This window comes from Neisseria gonorrhoeae, from assembly GCF_013030075.1.
Lineage (GTDB): Bacteria > Pseudomonadota > Gammaproteobacteria > Burkholderiales > Neisseriaceae > Neisseria > Neisseria gonorrhoeae.
Genome location: NZ_AP023069.1, coordinates 1,029,274 through 1,044,278 on the forward strand (window position 1 = coordinate 1,029,274; position 15,005 = coordinate 1,044,278).

Below are 15,005 nucleotides of genomic sequence, written 5' to 3' on the forward strand. Positions count from 1 at the left end.
AGAAGCCATCATACCGCCTCTTCAACCGCCTGCACAATCTTCTCGGGATACAGCCTGTTGAGGCAGTCGGTATGCCCCAACGGGCATTCACGTTTGAAACAGGGCGAACATTCCAAGTGCAGGCTGACGATTTTCGCCCTGTCGCTCAAAGGCGGCGTATGCGTCGGGCTGGAAGAACCGTAAACCGCCACTACCTTCCTGCCCAAAGCAGCCGCCAAATGCATCAGCCCGCTGTCGTTGCACACGACCGTGTCCGCCAACGACAGCAAATCCATTGCCTGCGACAAATCGGTTTTGCCGCACAAATTGACACACATGCCGTCTGAAAGGCAGTTGATTTCTTCGGCGATTTCATTATCTTTTTGCGAACCGAACAACCAAACCTGCCAACCCGCCTCCGAATAGTGTTTGCCCAACTCGGCAAAATGCCTTGCCGGCCAACGCTTTGCCGGCCCGAATTCCGCACCCGGGCAAAAAGCCAGAACAGGCTTTCCAAGATTCAAACCGAAAGTTTCAATAGAAATTTCCCGCCGCCGTTCATCAATGGAAAACTCGGGGAATCCCGAATGCCCGTCAAAATCTTCCTGACTCTGATGCGCGAGAGCCGTATATCGGTCCACCATCAAAGGCAGACGTTCCTTATCCAGCCTGCGTATATCGTTCAACAGAAAATAACGGCTTTCGCCGACATAACCCGTTCTTTTTCCGATGCCCGTTGCCAGCGCGATGACTGCCGACTTCAAAGAACCCGGCAACACGATAACCCTGTCGTATCCGCGCCGTCCCAACTCCCTGCCGACCCGCCAACGGCGTTTCAGCTCCAACGCACCGTGTCCGAACGGATTTTCAAGAATCTCATTCACTTCCGGCATACGCTCGAACACCGCCATCGACCACTTCGGTGCGAACACATCAATCGTGCAACCGGGATGAAGTTTCTTCAAACGGCGGAACAAGGGCTGGGTCATCACGCAGTCGCCTATCCAACTGGGAGAAATAATCAGGATTTTGATAGACATAAAACGAAACCGAAATCAGACAGGCAGAATTTTACCGCGAAACCGTTGGAAAACCTATCTCGCCGCATTCCGAGCGCCGGACGTGCAAATGTGAAAAAGCCCGAACATTCAAGTTTGGGCTTCAAAATTCTGGCTCCCCGACCTGGGCTCGAACCAGGGACCTGCGGATTAACAGTCCGTCGCTCTACCGACTGAGCTATCGGGGAATGGGGCGTATTATAGCGTCCGGAAAAAATGTGTCAATCCTTAATTTTGGAAAAATGGGCGACAAAACGACAAGCATATGAATCAGAAAGACATTAAGACCGATGCCTTAAAAGGATTGCCGTTGTATGAATTTTCACAGCCGTCATCACACCATATTTAAGCCCGATGAGCCGTTCTGCATTTCCCCGCTTAAAACAATGCCGTCTGAACTTCGCCGCGTTCCAAAGCCAGTAAAAACTGTTTGCGGTTCAACCCGCCCGCGTAGCCGGTCAGTTTGCCGTCGCTGCCAATGACGCGGTGGCAGGGAATCATGACAGACACCTTGTTCTGCCCGTTGGCGGCGGCAACGGCGCGGACGGCTTTGGGGTTGCCCAAACGCTGCGCCTGCTCCTTATAACTGCGCGTTTCGCCGTAAGGAATCGCCAAAAGCACGTCCCACGCCTGTTTTTGAAACGCCGTACCAATCATTTCCAAGGGCGTGGCAAAGGTTTTCAGACGGCATTGGAAATACAAATCCAATTCCTGACGCAAAAATTGCATCCGCCCGTCTTCCCGAAACACAAACCGTCCGCGCAAGGCTTTTTGGACGGCGGCAATTTCCTGTTCCAAATACTTCTGTCCGACAAACTCCAGCAGGCACAATCCCTTAACGCCGAACACCGCCAACATCTCGCCCAAAGGCGTGGCAATGGCGGCACACACCAGCTCGTTCAAGCTGTCGGGATAACGTAATTCCAACAGACGGATGGCGCGGCGGATACGGACATATTCTTCAGGCGCGTAGCCGATATTGTCCCAAAAATCCCGCTCGAACTGCCCGGCTTCGCATTCCGTCAGATTGGGATACGGCATAACGCCGCACTCAAAAACCCGGGTTTCGAGGCAATGGCGGATTTCATCCCATTTTGACGGCAGATTGTTTAAGGAAGGCAGGGTAATCATTCGTTTGCTCCGTATCCCTATCATAAATTTGACGGCGAAATCCCCGATTTCCGCCATTCCCGCACGCCGGTACAGGAACAGGCTGCGGCGGAAACCTTGAGGGTCTGGTTGCGGCAATGCCTAAATATACAATATTTCCAAAGCATCAGGGAAAGGAATGTTTCAACACACAGGACGACACATAAAGCGTCGCCCTATGAAAAATTTCAGACGGCCTTCAAAGGGTCGTCTGAAACCACGATTTTTGCATTTGCGCATTCCGGCACATCATCCAACCGTTTCGGCACATTCCTGCCGCCGTTGACAGCCTATAATGAATCCGCTTATTCATCAAGCAAAGGAATCATCTATGCAAACCCGCATCCTCTCCGCCGTACTGCTGGCTTTTTCAACCGCTGCCTTTGCCGGGGGCGCATTCACGCTGCAATTCGACAACCCGTCCGAAGACGGCGGCTTCACGCAAAACCAGCTTTTGAGCGCGCCTTACGGCTTCGGCTGTTCGGGCGGCAATGCTTCGCCCGCGCTGTCGTGGAAAAACCCGCCCGCAGGGACAAAAAGTTTCGTCCTGACCGTTTACGATAAAGACGCGCCGATCGGTCTGGACCGGATGCACTGGGTGGTCGCCGACATTCCCGCCGATGTCCGCCGCCTGCCCGCAGGCATTACCGCACAATGAGGCAGGCCGCCCAAAGGCGCGCTGCAAACCCGCACGGACTTCGGCGCGCCGGGCTACGGCGGCGCGTGTCCTCCCGAAGGCAGGAAACACCGCTACGAATTCACGCTTACCGCGCTGAAAGTCGCCAAGCTGCCGAACATCACCGCCGAATCCACACCCGTGCTGGTCGGTTTCTCCACTAAGGCAAACAGCTTGGGCGAAGCGAAATTCACGGTCGAACACCGACGCTGACCTGCCCCGTGCGCCGATATGCCGCCGGCTCCGCTTCCGAGCGGACCACCGACGGTACGCAACCGAACAGCTCTTTGAAGCGCGCGCTGAAACGGGACGGGCAGTCATAGCCAACCGCGCCGGCAATCTGCGCTACCGACCATTGCGTAACCTGCAACAGCGTCAGCGCGCGCATCATGCGTACATCCGTCAGCAGCGTACGGAAATTCGTGTCCTGCCGCGCCAACCGCCGCCGCAACGCGGCCTCGCTGCAATTAAGCCGCTGCGCCAGCATTGCCGACGACCAGTCCGCAGCCATATCGGCAGTAATCAGTTTGCGGATTTGCCGCATCAGGTTGACGCCTCCGTACACGGCAAAACCGATGCCGTCATGCTGCAACCACGCCAACACGCCGCAAAGCGCGGCCTCCGCCGCATTGTGCGGCACTTCTTCATCCGCCAGTACCGCAGCCGCATAATCAAACGCCGCGCCCATACGCCCGGGGTGCGGCAGCTTCACCGCATCGCACACTGCCTGCGCCGTCCCGTATTGTGCGGCGAACCTTTCTACGGTTTCCTGTTCGAAAGCAATCCATTGCGCCTGATAGAGGCCGTCTGAATCGGGAATATTGATGACGTCAAACGTCTGCCCGCCTGCCAAGCCGACAGCCTCACCCGCCGCAATCCTCAATTCGCGCCCCGCCCACCGCAGCTTCTTGCATCCGCGCCGCACGATAACCACGGTCGGTTCATATACCGCCACGCTGCGGTACAAGGCGGTATGATGTTGCACGATGCCGCCTAAAGCACCCAATCGTTCACGCGTATGAAAGTAATTTGACGGCACGGTTATATTCCTCAATGTTTCAACACACAGGGCCGCACATAAGGCGCAGCCCTGTTTACCCTGATTTGGAAGGGGTTACTTCCCAAAAAATAAACCAAAATTCTACTGCCCTGAAGGGCAGGGTTTCAACCATATTCCGTCGGTGTGCCTGCAACTTAGCTCCCTCCCCTGTGGGGAGGGTCGGAGGGAGGGTAAAACGTGGCAGATACAGACAATATTTCCGTTGCCGTCCCAATGCCCTCTCCCTAACCCTCTCCCACGGGAGAGGGAATGGATTACCGTTCAAATAAATCGCTCTACATAAAAATCAATGCGTTATCTCAAACTCATGTTGGGTCTAATCAGATTGTCGGACATCCATATCCGACAACCAGCCCATCTTCTTTTCAGACGGCCTTTTCAGCCAACAACCGCGCCAATATCCTCTCATACACCGCCGACAGCTTCGGAATATCGTCCAGCCGCACATTTTCGTTGATTTGGTGGATGGTGGCATTGGACGGGCCTAATTCGATGAGTTCTTTCGCAATGGCTTTAATGAAGCGTCCGTCCGAAGTGCCGCCGGTGGTGGACAATTCGGCCTCAACGCCGCAGGTTTCGGCAATGGCGGTGCGTGCCACGTCGGTCAGTTTGCCCGCGTGGGTCAGGAAGGGCTGTCCCGAACACGACCACTGCAAATCGTATTGCACGCCGTGTTTGTCCAAAATGGCGTGGACGCGTTGTTTCAGCCCTGTTTCGGTGGACTCTGTGGAGAAGCGGAAATTGAATTTGACGTTCAGCTCGCCCGGAATGACGTTGGTCGCGCCTGTGCCGCCGTTGATATTGGAAATTTGAAAGCTGGTCGGCGGGAAGTATTCGTTGCCTTCGTCCCAAACTTCCTGCGTCAACTCTAACAAGGCCGGGGCAAAAGTATGCACGGGATTCACCGCCAAATGCGGATAGGCGATATGCCCTTGCTTGCCTTTGACGGTCAGATTGCCCGACAGCGAACCGCGCCGGCCGTTTTTAATCATATCGCCCAATTTGTCCACGGCGGTCGGTTCGCCGACGATGCAGTAGTCAATCAACTCTCCGCGTGCTTTCAACACATCGACGACTTTGGTCGTGCCGTCCAGTGCATCGCCCTCTTCGTCGGAAGTAATCAAGAGTGCAATGCTGCCTTGATGGTCGGGATGTTCGGCAACAAAGCGTTCGCAGGCGGTAACGAAACAGGCGATGCTGGTTTTCATGTCCGCCGCGCCGCGCCCGTATAATCTTCCGTCGCGCTCGGTCGGTTCGAACGGGGGCGAATCCCATTTTTCAACAGGACCTGTCGGCACAACGTCGGTATGCCCTGCAAAACAGACGACAGGAGCTTTCGTGCCGCGTCGCAACCAGATGTTTTTGGTGTCGCCGAAATGGAGTTCTTCAGCCGCAAAACCGATTTTGTGCAGGCGTTCGGCAAGCAGTTTTTGGCAATCTCGGTCGTCGGGGGTAACGGACGGGCGGGAAATCAACGCTTTGGCGAGTTCTAGGGATTGGGTTTCGGTCATTTTGTTCACTTTGGAAATCAGGTCGTCTGAAATGTCCTGAAGCTGATTTTCAGACGACCTCCGGGTTGGATTGGTGTATAAGACGGGCATTCGTACCCGTCAGTTTTCTGAATCATTTGCCGTGACAGGCTTCGTAAAGCGGCAGTAAATCTTCCACCATTTCGGCTATCCATTTTGCTACATCCTGCTTGCCCAAATCGTCGCGCTCAATGTGTTTGCCGATGCAGAAAAAGTCTTCGTCGTTTTGCAACCTTCGGTCGGATTCGCTTTGTTGTGCGACGGTGCGGTAGTCGTCATATTCGCTTTCCGCGCCGTGCCACATATCGAATGCGGCGTATTTTTCGGTATCGAAATCATCCAGCCAGCGGTTGTACTCGGGCAGCGCAATCGGCGACACGTCGGCTTTGTAGCAATGCCAGTCCAAGCTGACGCTCAGGCGGCGGCGGTTGAGCAGTATCGACAGGATGGCGGCGGAATTTTTGTATTGGGCGTATTTGAAGTAGGCGAAGAAATGGGCGCGAACCTGCCAGCCGTTACACCAGCGTTCGATATGCGGCGGGGCGAAAGGTTCGCTCAAATCTGCGGCGACCTGCTGTATCAACTGCTGCCATATCTGCCAGTTTTCCTTGTAGTCGGCTTTGATTTGCGGAATGCTCTCGGGCTGGTATTTTTTGAGCTGGGCAAACTGGAAAAACGGGATATTGAACAAATCGCAGCTTTTGGGCGTCAGCATAATATATCCTTGAGACGATTGTTTCAGACGGCATTATTTGCACCGGCGCGCCGCCATGATTTCGCCGATTTCGGTCAGCTTCTCTTCGGGGATAAACGTTTTGCCCATGTCGAACAAAGGCTCTTCAATCGCCAGATGCACATCATATCCCTCCACAAAGCGTTTGAACGCTTCCGCATCGGGGATATAAGCGTTGTCTGCTTCGAGTTTGGCAAATTCGGCGGAAACAGCCGCCCAGTTGTCGTACAGCCCGATATGTTGGCGCAACAGCTCGTCCACGCCTTCACGGGCTTGCGGCGCGTATTGCAGCAGCAGCGGGAAAAAGTTTTCTTCTTCGTCCTCATGGTGCAGCGGCGCGGCAACGTTGAAATACCGGGAGATTTGGCGGATGGTTTGCAAAACAAGCTGATTGCAGCCGTTTTCGGCGATATAGCCCGACAACATAGCAATCTGGCCGCAAAAACGGCGCACTTTGCCGTGGCAGGCATACAGCATTTCAATCGGTTCGGCAAAGGTAACGCTTTGGGTTTCAAACGGATTCATGTTTTCGTTCTCAACGGGGACTTTTCAAGCAGTCATTTTATAATAAAACAGCCTGCACAAAGCAGGCTGTCTGTCTTTTGAAACTTTAAGCGGATTAATCGACCAAAGTCACTTTGCCGTTCATCAAAGCACCGTGACCCGGGAAGGTGCAGGCAAATTTGTAGTCGCCGTCAGCCAATTTGGCAGGATCCAAAGTCAGGGAAGACTCTTCGCCGCCGCCGATCAGTTTGGTGTGGGCAACAACGCGCGCATCGTCAGGTTTGACATAGTCGGTATCGGCAGCACCTACGCCGTCTTTAAATACGCCGTCCATGTCTTCAGCTTTGGCAATCACAAGGTTGTGACCCATGCTGGCTTTGGGTTGCGTACCGGTATGTTTCAGAGTGATGGTGAACTCTTTACATGCTTTGCTGACTTGGATGTCTTTGGTGTTGAACTGCATATTGTCGTTGGATTCGACAGTTGCCGCACAGTTGCCGGCAGCAGGGGCTTCGGCAGCATCTGCAGGAGCAGCTTCGGCGGCAGGCGCTTCGGAAGCGGGTGCTTCACCGGCAGGAGTTGCCTCGGCAGCAGGCGCGGCAGGTTCTTGAGAGCAGGCAGCCAAACCGATAACGGCGGCAGAAATCAGAGCCAGATAAGCTTTCATGGTAAATCTCCAATCGATAAAATAATATTCGGTTTTACGGAAATCAAAGTGCAACCGCCATTAACAAAACCTTGAAAAAGATTCCGCCGTGTTGCACAAACAGATGTTTCGGGGCGGCATTTTGCTACAAACTTCATTTGAAATCAAAGCCTGTTTGCAAGTTTACAATCGTTTACCCAAAAAAAGGGCAATCTTACCCCGAACCTATTTCTTTAATATTAGGGCAGCCGTCCCCCGCCGCGCAAATATTAACGGATATTTACAACATCCCTGCCGGCCGCCTTATGCCCCGTACTTCCTGACCAGCTCCTCCAGTGCCTCCGCCAATTCGGGATGCCGTTCTTCCAACTTTGCCGCCGCCGAATCGAAACTCTCCAACGCAGCCTTACTCAAATGCAGGGTATTGGTTTTCGGCGGTTTTTCCGGTTTTGGAACCAGCCTGACCGAAACAGACCGTATCGAAGCATCAAGCCCTGCCAGCTGCGGCAATACCGACGGGGCAATCATCTTCAAACGCGATGCCGCCATATTGTTTGCCGCCAAAAGGACAAGCCTGCCGTCTTCGATACATGCCGTCTGAAAGTGGGGGTGCAGGTTGGCAGGCAGCAGTTTTTTCACGGCAGCATCCAACCGCCGCCACTGTCCCGCCTGTTTCAAAAGTCCGGAAAGCAGCGCGTCCCGCCTGCCCAACTGTTCCAAATTCATAAAACATACACCCCAAAAGATTGAAATACCGCAAACGCGCCTTTATTTCAGACGGCATTAGCACTTTGCACAAACGCTTGTGTTAAAATCGCGTTTTCGCCCCACTATTATATCAGGCGCAGGAATTATTCATGCTGACAAACATTGCCAAGAAAATCTTCGGCAGCCGCAACGACCGCTTGCTGAAACAATACCGTAAATCCGTTGCCAGAATCAACGCGCTCGAAGAACAGATGCAAGCCCTAAGCGATGCTGATCTGCAAGCCAAAACTGCCGAATTCAAACAACGCCTCGCCGACGGTCAGACTTTGGACGGCATTTTGCCCGAAGCCTTCGCCGTCTGCCGCGAAGCGTCCCGCCGCGTACTCGGTATGCGCCACTTCGACGTGCAGCTTATCGGCGGTATGGTGCTGCACGACGGCAAAATCGCCGAAATGCGTACCGGCGAAGGCAAAACCCTGGTCGCCACCCTCGCCGTCTATCTCAACGCGCTGGCCGGCAAAGGCGTGCACGTCGTTACCGTCAACGACTACCTCGCCTCGCGCGACGCAGGCATTATGGAGCCGCTCTACAATTTCCTCGGTCTGACCGTCGGCGTGATTATTTCAGATATGCAGCCGTTCGACCGTCAAAACGCCTACGCTGCCGACATTACCTACGGCACGAACAACGAATTCGGCTTCGACTACCTGCGCGACAATATGGTAACCGACCAATACGACAAAGTGCAGCGCGAATTGAATTTTGCCGTTGTCGATGAAGTGGACTCCATCTTGATTGACGAAGCGCGCACCCCGCTGATTATCTCCGGTCAGGCAGACGACAACATCCAGCTCTACCAAATCATGAACACCGTTCCGCCCCACCTCGTCCGTCAAGAGACAGAAGAAGGCGAAGGCGACTATTGGGTCGACGAAAAGGCACATCAGGTCATCCTGAGCGAAACAGGTCACGAACACGCCGAACAAATCCTGACCCAAATGGGGCTGCTGGCAGAAAACGACTCGCTGTACTCGGCGGCAAATATCTCCCTGATGCACCACCTTATGGCAGCATTACGCGCGCACTCGCTGTTCCACAAAGACCAACATTACGTTATCCAAGACGGCGAAATCGTCATCGTTGACGAATTTACAGGCCGTCTGATGTCCGGCCGCCGCTGGTCCGAAGGCCTGCATCAAGCCGTAGAAGCCAAAGAAGGCGTGGAAATCAAACGCGAAAACCAAACCCTCGCCTCCATCACCTTCCAAAACTATTTCCGCCTGTACACCAAGCTCTCCGGTATGACCGGTACGGCAGATACCGAGGCTTTCGAGTTCCAAAGCATCTACAACCTCGAAACCGTCATCATCCCGACCAACCGCCCCGTACAGCGCAAAGACTTCAACGACCAGATTTTCCGTTCCGCCGAAGAAAAATTCGAAGCCGTCGTCAAAGACATCGAGGAATGCCACAAACGCGGGCAGCCCGTCCTCGTCGGTACGACCAGCATCGAAAACTCCGAACTGGTCTCCCGCCTTCTGCAAAAAGCCGGACTGCCGCACAACGTCCTCAACGCCAAAGAACACGAACGCGAAGCCCTGATTGTCGCCCAAGCCGGCAAAGTCGGCGCAATTACCGTCGCCACCAATATGGCGGGACGCGGTACGGACATCGTTTTAGGCGGCAACCTGAAGCACCAAACCGATGCCATCCGCGCCGACGAAACCTTGAGCGACGAAGAGAAACAGGCACAAATCGCCGCACTCGAAAACGGCTGGCAGGCAGAACACGATAAAGTGATGGAAGCAGGCGGTTTGCACATCATCGGTACGGAACGCCACGAAAGCCGCCGTATCGACAACCAGTTGCGCGGACGTTCCGGCCGTCAGGGCGACCCCGGATCCAGCCGTTTCTACCTCTCGTTTGAAGACCCGCTGTTGCGCCTCTTCGCACTCGACCGCGCCGCCGCCATCCTCAACCGCCTCGCCCCCGAACGCGGCGTTGCCATCGAGCACAACCTGCTGACGCGCCAAATCGAAGGGGCGCAACGCAAAGTCGAAGGCAGAAACTTCGATATGCGCAAACAGGTTTTGGAATACGACGACGTTGCCAACGAACAGCGCAAAGTCATTTACAGCCAGCGCAACGAAATTCTGACCAGCAAAGACATCGGCGACCTGATGCAGGAAATCCGTTCTGATGCCGTCAGCGACCTCGTGGATACCTATATGCCGCCCGACAGCATGGAAGAACAATGGGACATCCCGACACTGGAAAACCGCCTGGCTGCCGAATTCAGGCTTCAGGAAGACATCCAATCCTGGCTGAAGGCGGACAATGCGATTGACGGTCAAGACATCAAAGAGCGCCTGATCGAACGTATCGAAAACGAATATGCCGCCAAAACCGAACTGGTCGGCAAGCAGGCAATGGCTGATTTCGAGCGCAACGTGATGTTGCAGGCCATCGACAACCAATGGCGCGAACATCTTGCCGCCATGGACTACCTGCGACAAGGCATACACCTGCGCAGCTATGCCCAGAAAAATCCGAAGCAGGAATATAAACGCGAAGCCTTTACCATGTTCCAAGACCTGTGGAACGGCATCAAATTCCATATCGCCTCCCTGCTTACTTCGGTTCAAATCGAACAAAACCCTGTCGCGGCGGTTGAAGAGCAACCCGTCGGCAACATCCAGTCCATCCATTCCGAATCGCCCGATATAGAAGAACTTTTGGGTCAGTCGCAAACCGATCTGGTTACCGAAGCCTTTAATCCCGATGGGACGGATTTCAGCCCCGAAGCCTTGGAAGCGCGGGGACAAATCGTCCACCGCAACGACCCCTGCCCCTGCGGCAGCGGTTTGAAATACAAACAATGCCACGGCAAATTGGCTTAAGCGTTTGAACGCAAATGCCGTCTGAACATCCGGTTTCCGGCTTCAGACGGCATTTTGCCTGAACCGCCACATCCGACCGCCATTCCGAAAAATCCCGATTTCGTACCGTCCGTACCGAAAACAGACATCCCGTCCCCCCACATCATGATTCCATCCGACTTCATTGACGAGCTTCTGGCCAAAACCGATATTGTCGGCATCATCGACGAGCAGGTTCCGCTGAAAAAAGGCGGGGCGAACTATATGGCGTGTTGCCCGTTCCACAAGGAAAAAACACCGTCGTTTTCGGTCAGTCCGACCAAGCAGTTTTATCATTGTTTCAGTTGCGGGGCGCATGGTTCGGCGATTGGTTTTGTGATGGAACATCAGGGACTGTCGTTTCCGGAGGCGGTTCAGTTCCTTGCCGACCGCGTAGGTATGATTGTGCCTAAAGTGCGCGGGCAGAACGATAATCCCGAAGTCCGTGCCGAGCGCAAGAAAAAACAGCAGACGCTGGAAGAAACGACGGCGGCGGCAGCTGATTTTTACGCGCAGCAGCTGAAATTCAATCCGGCTGCGAAAGCTTATTTGGACAAACGCGGCTTGAGCGCGGAAGTCATCGCGCATTATGGTTTGGGCTACGCGCCCGACGGCTGGCAGCCTTTGGCGCAAGTGTTCCAACCGTATCCGAATACCGCGTTGGTGGATACGGGGATGGTGATTGACAATGAGGGGCGGCATTACGACCGCTTCCGCCATCGGATTATGTTCCCCATCCGCAATCCGCGCGGGCAGGTCATCGGTTTCGGCGGCAGGGTGCTGGACGACTCGAAACCGAAATATTTGAATTCGCCCGATACGCCTTTGTTCGATAAGGGGAAAAACCTTTACGGCTTGTATGAGGGGCGTGCTGCTGTAAAAGAGGCAGAACGGATTTTGGTGGTCGAAGGCTATATGGACGTGGTCGCGCTGGCACAGTTCGGCGTGGGCTACGGTGTGGCGGCCTTGGGCACGGCGACGACGGCGGAACACGTCAAAATCCTGATGCGGCAGGCGGACAGTATTTATTTCTGTTTCGACGGCGACAGCGCGGGGCGAAAAGCGGCTTGGCGCGCGCTGGAAAACGCGCTGCCGCAGTTGAAAGACGACAAATCGCTGCATTTTTTATTCCTGCCGGAAGAACACGACCCCGACAGCTACATCCGCGCCTACGGCAAAGCGCAATTTGAAGACGCGCTTCTGAATCAAAGCAAGCCTTTGTCGGAATATTTCTGGGAACACCTTTCAGACGGCATTCATCTCAATACGCAGGAAGGCAAGGCGGAATTGGTGAAAACCAGTTCGCCGCTTTTGGTGCAGATTACCGCACCGGCATTGGCTTATTTGTTAAAACAACGGCTTAGCGAGCTGGTCGGCATCGACCCCGACAACCTCGCGCAACTGCTCGGACAGGAAGCGCCAAAGCGGCACGTCAAACAAAAAAACTACAAACTGCCTCCGATTTCCGTCAAACAGCCCGTTATGCCGACATTGGTGCAACGGCAAATCCGCAGCCTCTTGATAAATCCGGATTGGGCTGCATATATAGACCTGCCCGATTATCTGGCGTTGGACGGCGATTTCGCCTGCCTTGCCAACCTCGCCGAAACCATTAAAAACCATCCTTCCGTGCCGGCAACCGCACAGGTTTTGGAACATATGCGCGGTTCGCCCTACGAAGAAACAATCGACCGCATCTTCCGGTCGGCCCTTCAATCGGAAGAAATGGAAGGCGGCGGCGAAGAAGATTGCGAAAACTTCCAAATCGGCATCAAAAAACTGCTCAATGAGTTAAAATACAGCCAAATTGAAACATTAAAACAAAAAAGCCTGCAATCCGGCTTAAATGAAAGCGAGAAAAAACTTTTGCTGTCGCTGCTGACCGCAAAACAAAATTGACCGGCGGATTCCGCCATCTGTAAACCGTTATGCCGTCTGAAAAGCATTCACCCCGGCTGCAACAACGACACCTGCAGAACACCCATCCCAAAAAGCCTTCAGACGGCATCAGAGTACCCTACTTTGCCACGCCTTCAGGTGCGTCCAAACGCAAACCGTCGGCATCTTGCCAACAGAAAGCAGACAATGTCCAAAAACCAAAATCACGAAGAATACCAAGACGATGCCCGCCCCCTGACGATTGAGGAACAACGTGCGCGCCTGCGCCAACTCATCATTATGGGCAAAGAACGCGGCTACATCACCTACTCCGAAATCAACGACGCACTGCCCGACGATATGTCCGATGCCGATCAAATCGACAACATCGTCAGTATGATTTCCGGTTTGGGTATCCAAGTTACCGAACACGCCCCTGATGCGGAAGACATATTGTTAAGCGACAATGCCGCCGTTACCGACGATGATGCCGTCGAAGAAGCCGAGGCCGCCCTTTCCAGCGCAGATTCCGAGTTCGGCAGGACGACCGACCCCGTCCGTATGTATATGCGCGAAATGGGACAGGTCGACCTGCTGACCCGCGAAGACGAAATCATCATCGCCAAAAAAATCGAAAACGCCCTGAAAAATATGGTTCAGGCCATCTCCGCCTGCCCGGGTTCCATTGCGGAAATCTTAGAACTCATCGAAAAAATCTGCAAAGACGAAATCCGCGTCGACGAAGTCGTAGAAGCCATTATCGACCCGAATGAAGTATTGCTCAACGAATTGGGCTTGGGGCACTTGGAAACCACAGCACCCGAGAAACCTTCCAACGACAATTCGGACGAAAACGAAGACGACGAAGAATCGGAAGAAGATGCGGATGAAGTCTCGGCAGCCAATCTCGCCGAATTGAAACAAAAAGTCATCGGCCACTTTGCCCAAATCGAAAAAGACTACAAAAAAATGATCGGCTGTTTGGAAAAACACCACAGCCGGCACAAAGACTATCTCGCCTACCGCGACGCGATTGCCAACAAACTGCTGGAAGTCCGTTTCGCCACCCGGCAAATCGACAGCCTCAGCAGCAGCCTGCGCGGAAAAGTAGAAAACATCCGCAAACTCGAACGCGAAATCCGCGACATCTGCCTCGACCGCGTCCATATGGAACGCGACTACTTCATCCAAAACTTCCTGCCCGAAATCACCAATCTGCAATGGATTGAAGAAGAAATCGCCAAAGGCAGGGTTTGGAGCAACGCACTCGACCGCTTCCGCCACGCCATCCTCGAAAAACAAACCGAGTTGGCGGATATGGAAAAAGAAACCCGCATTTCCATCGAAGAGTTGAAAGAAATCAACAAAAATATGGTGTCGAGCGAAAAAGAAACCGCAGCCGCCAAACAGGAAATGATTCAGGCAAACTTGCGCCTCGTCATTTCCATTGCCAAAAAATACACCAACCGTGGCTTGCAGTTCCTTGATTTGATTCAGGAAGGCAACATCGGCCTGATGAAGGCGGTCGACAAGTTCGAATACCGCCGGGGCTACAAATTCTCCACCTACGCAACCTGGTGGATCCGCCAGGCAATTACCCGCTCGATTGCCGATCAGGCGCGTACCATCCGTATTCCGGTACATATGATTGAAACCATCAACAAGATGAACCGCATCTCGCGCCAACACCTTCAAGAAACCGGCGAAGAACCCGATTCCGCCAAACTTGCCGAACTGATGCAGATGCCCGAAGACAAAATCCGCAAAATCATGAAAATCGCCAAAGAGCCGATTTCGATGGAAACCCCCATCGGCGACGACGACGATTCGCACTTGGGCGACTTCATCGAAGATGCCAACAATGTTGCGCCGGCCGATGCGGCAATGTACACCAGCCTGCACGAAGTAACCAAAGAAATCCTCGAAAGCCTGACACCGCGTGAGGCAAAAGTCCTGCGTATGCGTTTCGGCATCGATATGAACACCGACCACACGCTGGAAGAAGTCGGCAGACAGTTTGACGTAACGCGCGAACGCATCCGTCAAATCGAGGCAAAAGCACTCCGCAAGCTGCGGCATCCGACAAGAAGCGACCGTTTGAGAAGTTTCTTGGACAGCGAAGACAGCAAGCTGTAAACCAAAAAACCGCAGGTTTCAAATACCTGCG

Annotated in this window: 11 protein-coding genes, 1 tRNA gene and 1 pseudogene; 4 read left to right on the forward strand and 9 right to left on the reverse strand. The window is 53.8% G+C overall.

The features are described 5' to 3' along the window. Nucleotides 1–8: 8 nt before the first annotated feature. The 3 genes from waaF to HT085_RS05335 all read right to left on the reverse strand — a co-directional run bounded on the left by waaF (nt 9) and on the right by HT085_RS05335 (nt 2,168). Entirely contained in the window at nt 9–1,019 is a 1,011-nt protein-coding gene (gene waaF, locus HT085_RS05325) for a lipopolysaccharide heptosyltransferase II (RefSeq protein ID WP_003691034.1), read from the reverse strand. Nucleotides 1,020–1,149: 130 nt separating this feature from the next. Next, nucleotides 1,150–1,225: transfer RNA gene (locus HT085_RS05330), tRNA-Asn, on the reverse strand. Nucleotides 1,226–1,415: 190 nt separating this feature from the next. Beyond that, nucleotides 1,416–2,168: a methylated-DNA--[protein]-cysteine S-methyltransferase gene (locus tag HT085_RS05335; RefSeq protein WP_025455786.1), complete on the reverse strand. Its 753-nt coding sequence runs from the start codon at nt 2,166–2,168 to the stop codon at nt 1,416–1,418. Nucleotides 2,169–2,517: 349 nt separating this feature from the next. On the opposite strand from HT085_RS05335, the pseudogene HT085_RS05340 reads away from it, so the two are divergent. Continuing rightward, a pseudogene (locus tag HT085_RS05340) lies at nt 2,518–3,075 on the forward strand (YbhB/YbcL family Raf kinase inhibitor-like protein). Here the strand turns inward: HT085_RS05340 and HT085_RS05345 are convergent. From HT085_RS05345 to HT085_RS05370, 6 genes are all read right to left on the reverse strand, one after another. Continuing rightward, a complete protein-coding gene (locus tag HT085_RS05345; protein ID WP_003691028.1) occupies nt 3,053–3,868 on the reverse strand; it encodes a helix-turn-helix transcriptional regulator in 816 nt (271 codons plus the stop codon). The pseudogene HT085_RS05340 and the gene HT085_RS05345 sit on opposite strands and share 23 nt — an antisense overlap. Nucleotides 3,869–4,287: 419 nt before the next feature. Then, nucleotides 4,288–5,433: a succinyl-diaminopimelate desuccinylase gene (gene dapE, locus HT085_RS05350; protein WP_003691026.1), complete on the reverse strand. Its 1,146-nt coding sequence runs from the start codon at nt 5,431–5,433 to the stop codon at nt 4,288–4,290. Nucleotides 5,434–5,545: 112 nt separating this feature from the next. Further along, nucleotides 5,546–6,166 (reverse strand): HI_0552 family protein, encoded by a 621-nt coding sequence (locus HT085_RS05355; RefSeq protein ID WP_003691023.1) that lies wholly within the window; start codon nt 6,164–6,166, stop codon nt 5,546–5,548. Between the two features lie 33 nt (nt 6,167–6,199). Beyond that, the gene (locus tag HT085_RS05360; RefSeq protein ID WP_003688276.1) at nt 6,200–6,709 is read right to left on the reverse strand and encodes a hemerythrin domain-containing protein; all 510 of its coding nucleotides are present in this window, start codon (nt 6,707–6,709) and stop codon (nt 6,200–6,202) included. A gap of 94 nt (nt 6,710–6,803) precedes the next feature. Continuing rightward, entirely contained in the window at nt 6,804–7,355 is a 552-nt protein-coding gene (gene azu / locus HT085_RS05365; protein WP_003688275.1) for an azurin, read from the reverse strand. Between the two features lie 282 nt (nt 7,356–7,637). Beyond that, a complete protein-coding gene (locus HT085_RS05370) occupies nt 7,638–8,060 on the reverse strand; it encodes a DciA family protein (protein WP_003688269.1) in 423 nt (140 codons plus the stop codon). 131 nt (nt 8,061–8,191) lie between these two features. Here HT085_RS05370 and secA point away from each other — a divergent pair, with 131 nt between their 5' ends. The 3 genes from secA to rpoD all read left to right on the forward strand — a co-directional run bounded on the left by secA (nt 8,192) and on the right by rpoD (nt 14,974). Beyond that, nucleotides 8,192–10,942 carry a preprotein translocase subunit SecA gene (gene secA, locus HT085_RS05375; protein ID WP_003688267.1) on the forward strand — a complete coding sequence of 917 codons (2,751 nt, stop codon included), beginning with the start codon at nt 8,192–8,194 and terminating at the stop codon, nt 10,940–10,942. Between the two features lie 144 nt (nt 10,943–11,086). Beyond that, the gene (gene dnaG, locus HT085_RS05380) at nt 11,087–12,859 is read left to right on the forward strand and encodes a DNA primase (protein WP_003688265.1); all 1,773 of its coding nucleotides are present in this window, start codon (nt 11,087–11,089) and stop codon (nt 12,857–12,859) included. Nucleotides 12,860–13,045: 186 nt separating this feature from the next. Next, complete coding sequence (gene rpoD / locus HT085_RS05385; RefSeq protein WP_003688264.1) at nt 13,046–14,974, forward strand: RNA polymerase sigma factor RpoD; 1,929 nt, start codon at nt 13,046–13,048, stop codon at nt 14,972–14,974. Nucleotides 14,975–15,005 lie beyond the last annotated feature (31 nt).

Bases quoted from the DNA above. Each gene is read 5' to 3' on its own strand.
- waaF (WP_003691034.1), bottom strand. From the start codon at position 1,019: ATGTCTATCAAAATCCTGATTATTTCTCCCAGTTGGATAGGCGACTGC.
- HT085_RS05335 (WP_025455786.1), bottom strand. From the start codon at position 2,168: ATGATTACCCTGCCTTCCTTAAACAATCTGCCGTCAAAATGGGATGAA.
- dapE (WP_003691026.1), bottom strand. From the start codon at position 5,433: ATGACCGAAACCCAATCCCTAGAACTCGCCAAAGCGTTGATTTCCCGC.
- HT085_RS05355 (WP_003691023.1), bottom strand. From the start codon at position 6,166: ATGCTGACGCCCAAAAGCTGCGATTTGTTCAATATCCCGTTTTTCCAG.
- HT085_RS05360 (WP_003688276.1), bottom strand. From the start codon at position 6,709: ATGAATCCGTTTGAAACCCAAAGCGTTACCTTTGCCGAACCGATTGAA.
- azu (WP_003688275.1), bottom strand. From the start codon at position 7,355: ATGAAAGCTTATCTGGCTCTGATTTCTGCCGCCGTTATCGGTTTGGCT.
- HT085_RS05370 (WP_003688269.1), bottom strand. From the start codon at position 8,060: ATGAATTTGGAACAGTTGGGCAGGCGGGACGCGCTGCTTTCCGGACTT.
- secA (WP_003688267.1), top strand. From the start codon at position 8,192: ATGCTGACAAACATTGCCAAGAAAATCTTCGGCAGCCGCAACGACCGC.
- dnaG (WP_003688265.1), top strand. From the start codon at position 11,087: ATGATTCCATCCGACTTCATTGACGAGCTTCTGGCCAAAACCGATATT.
- rpoD (WP_003688264.1), top strand. From the start codon at position 13,046: ATGTCCAAAAACCAAAATCACGAAGAATACCAAGACGATGCCCGCCCC.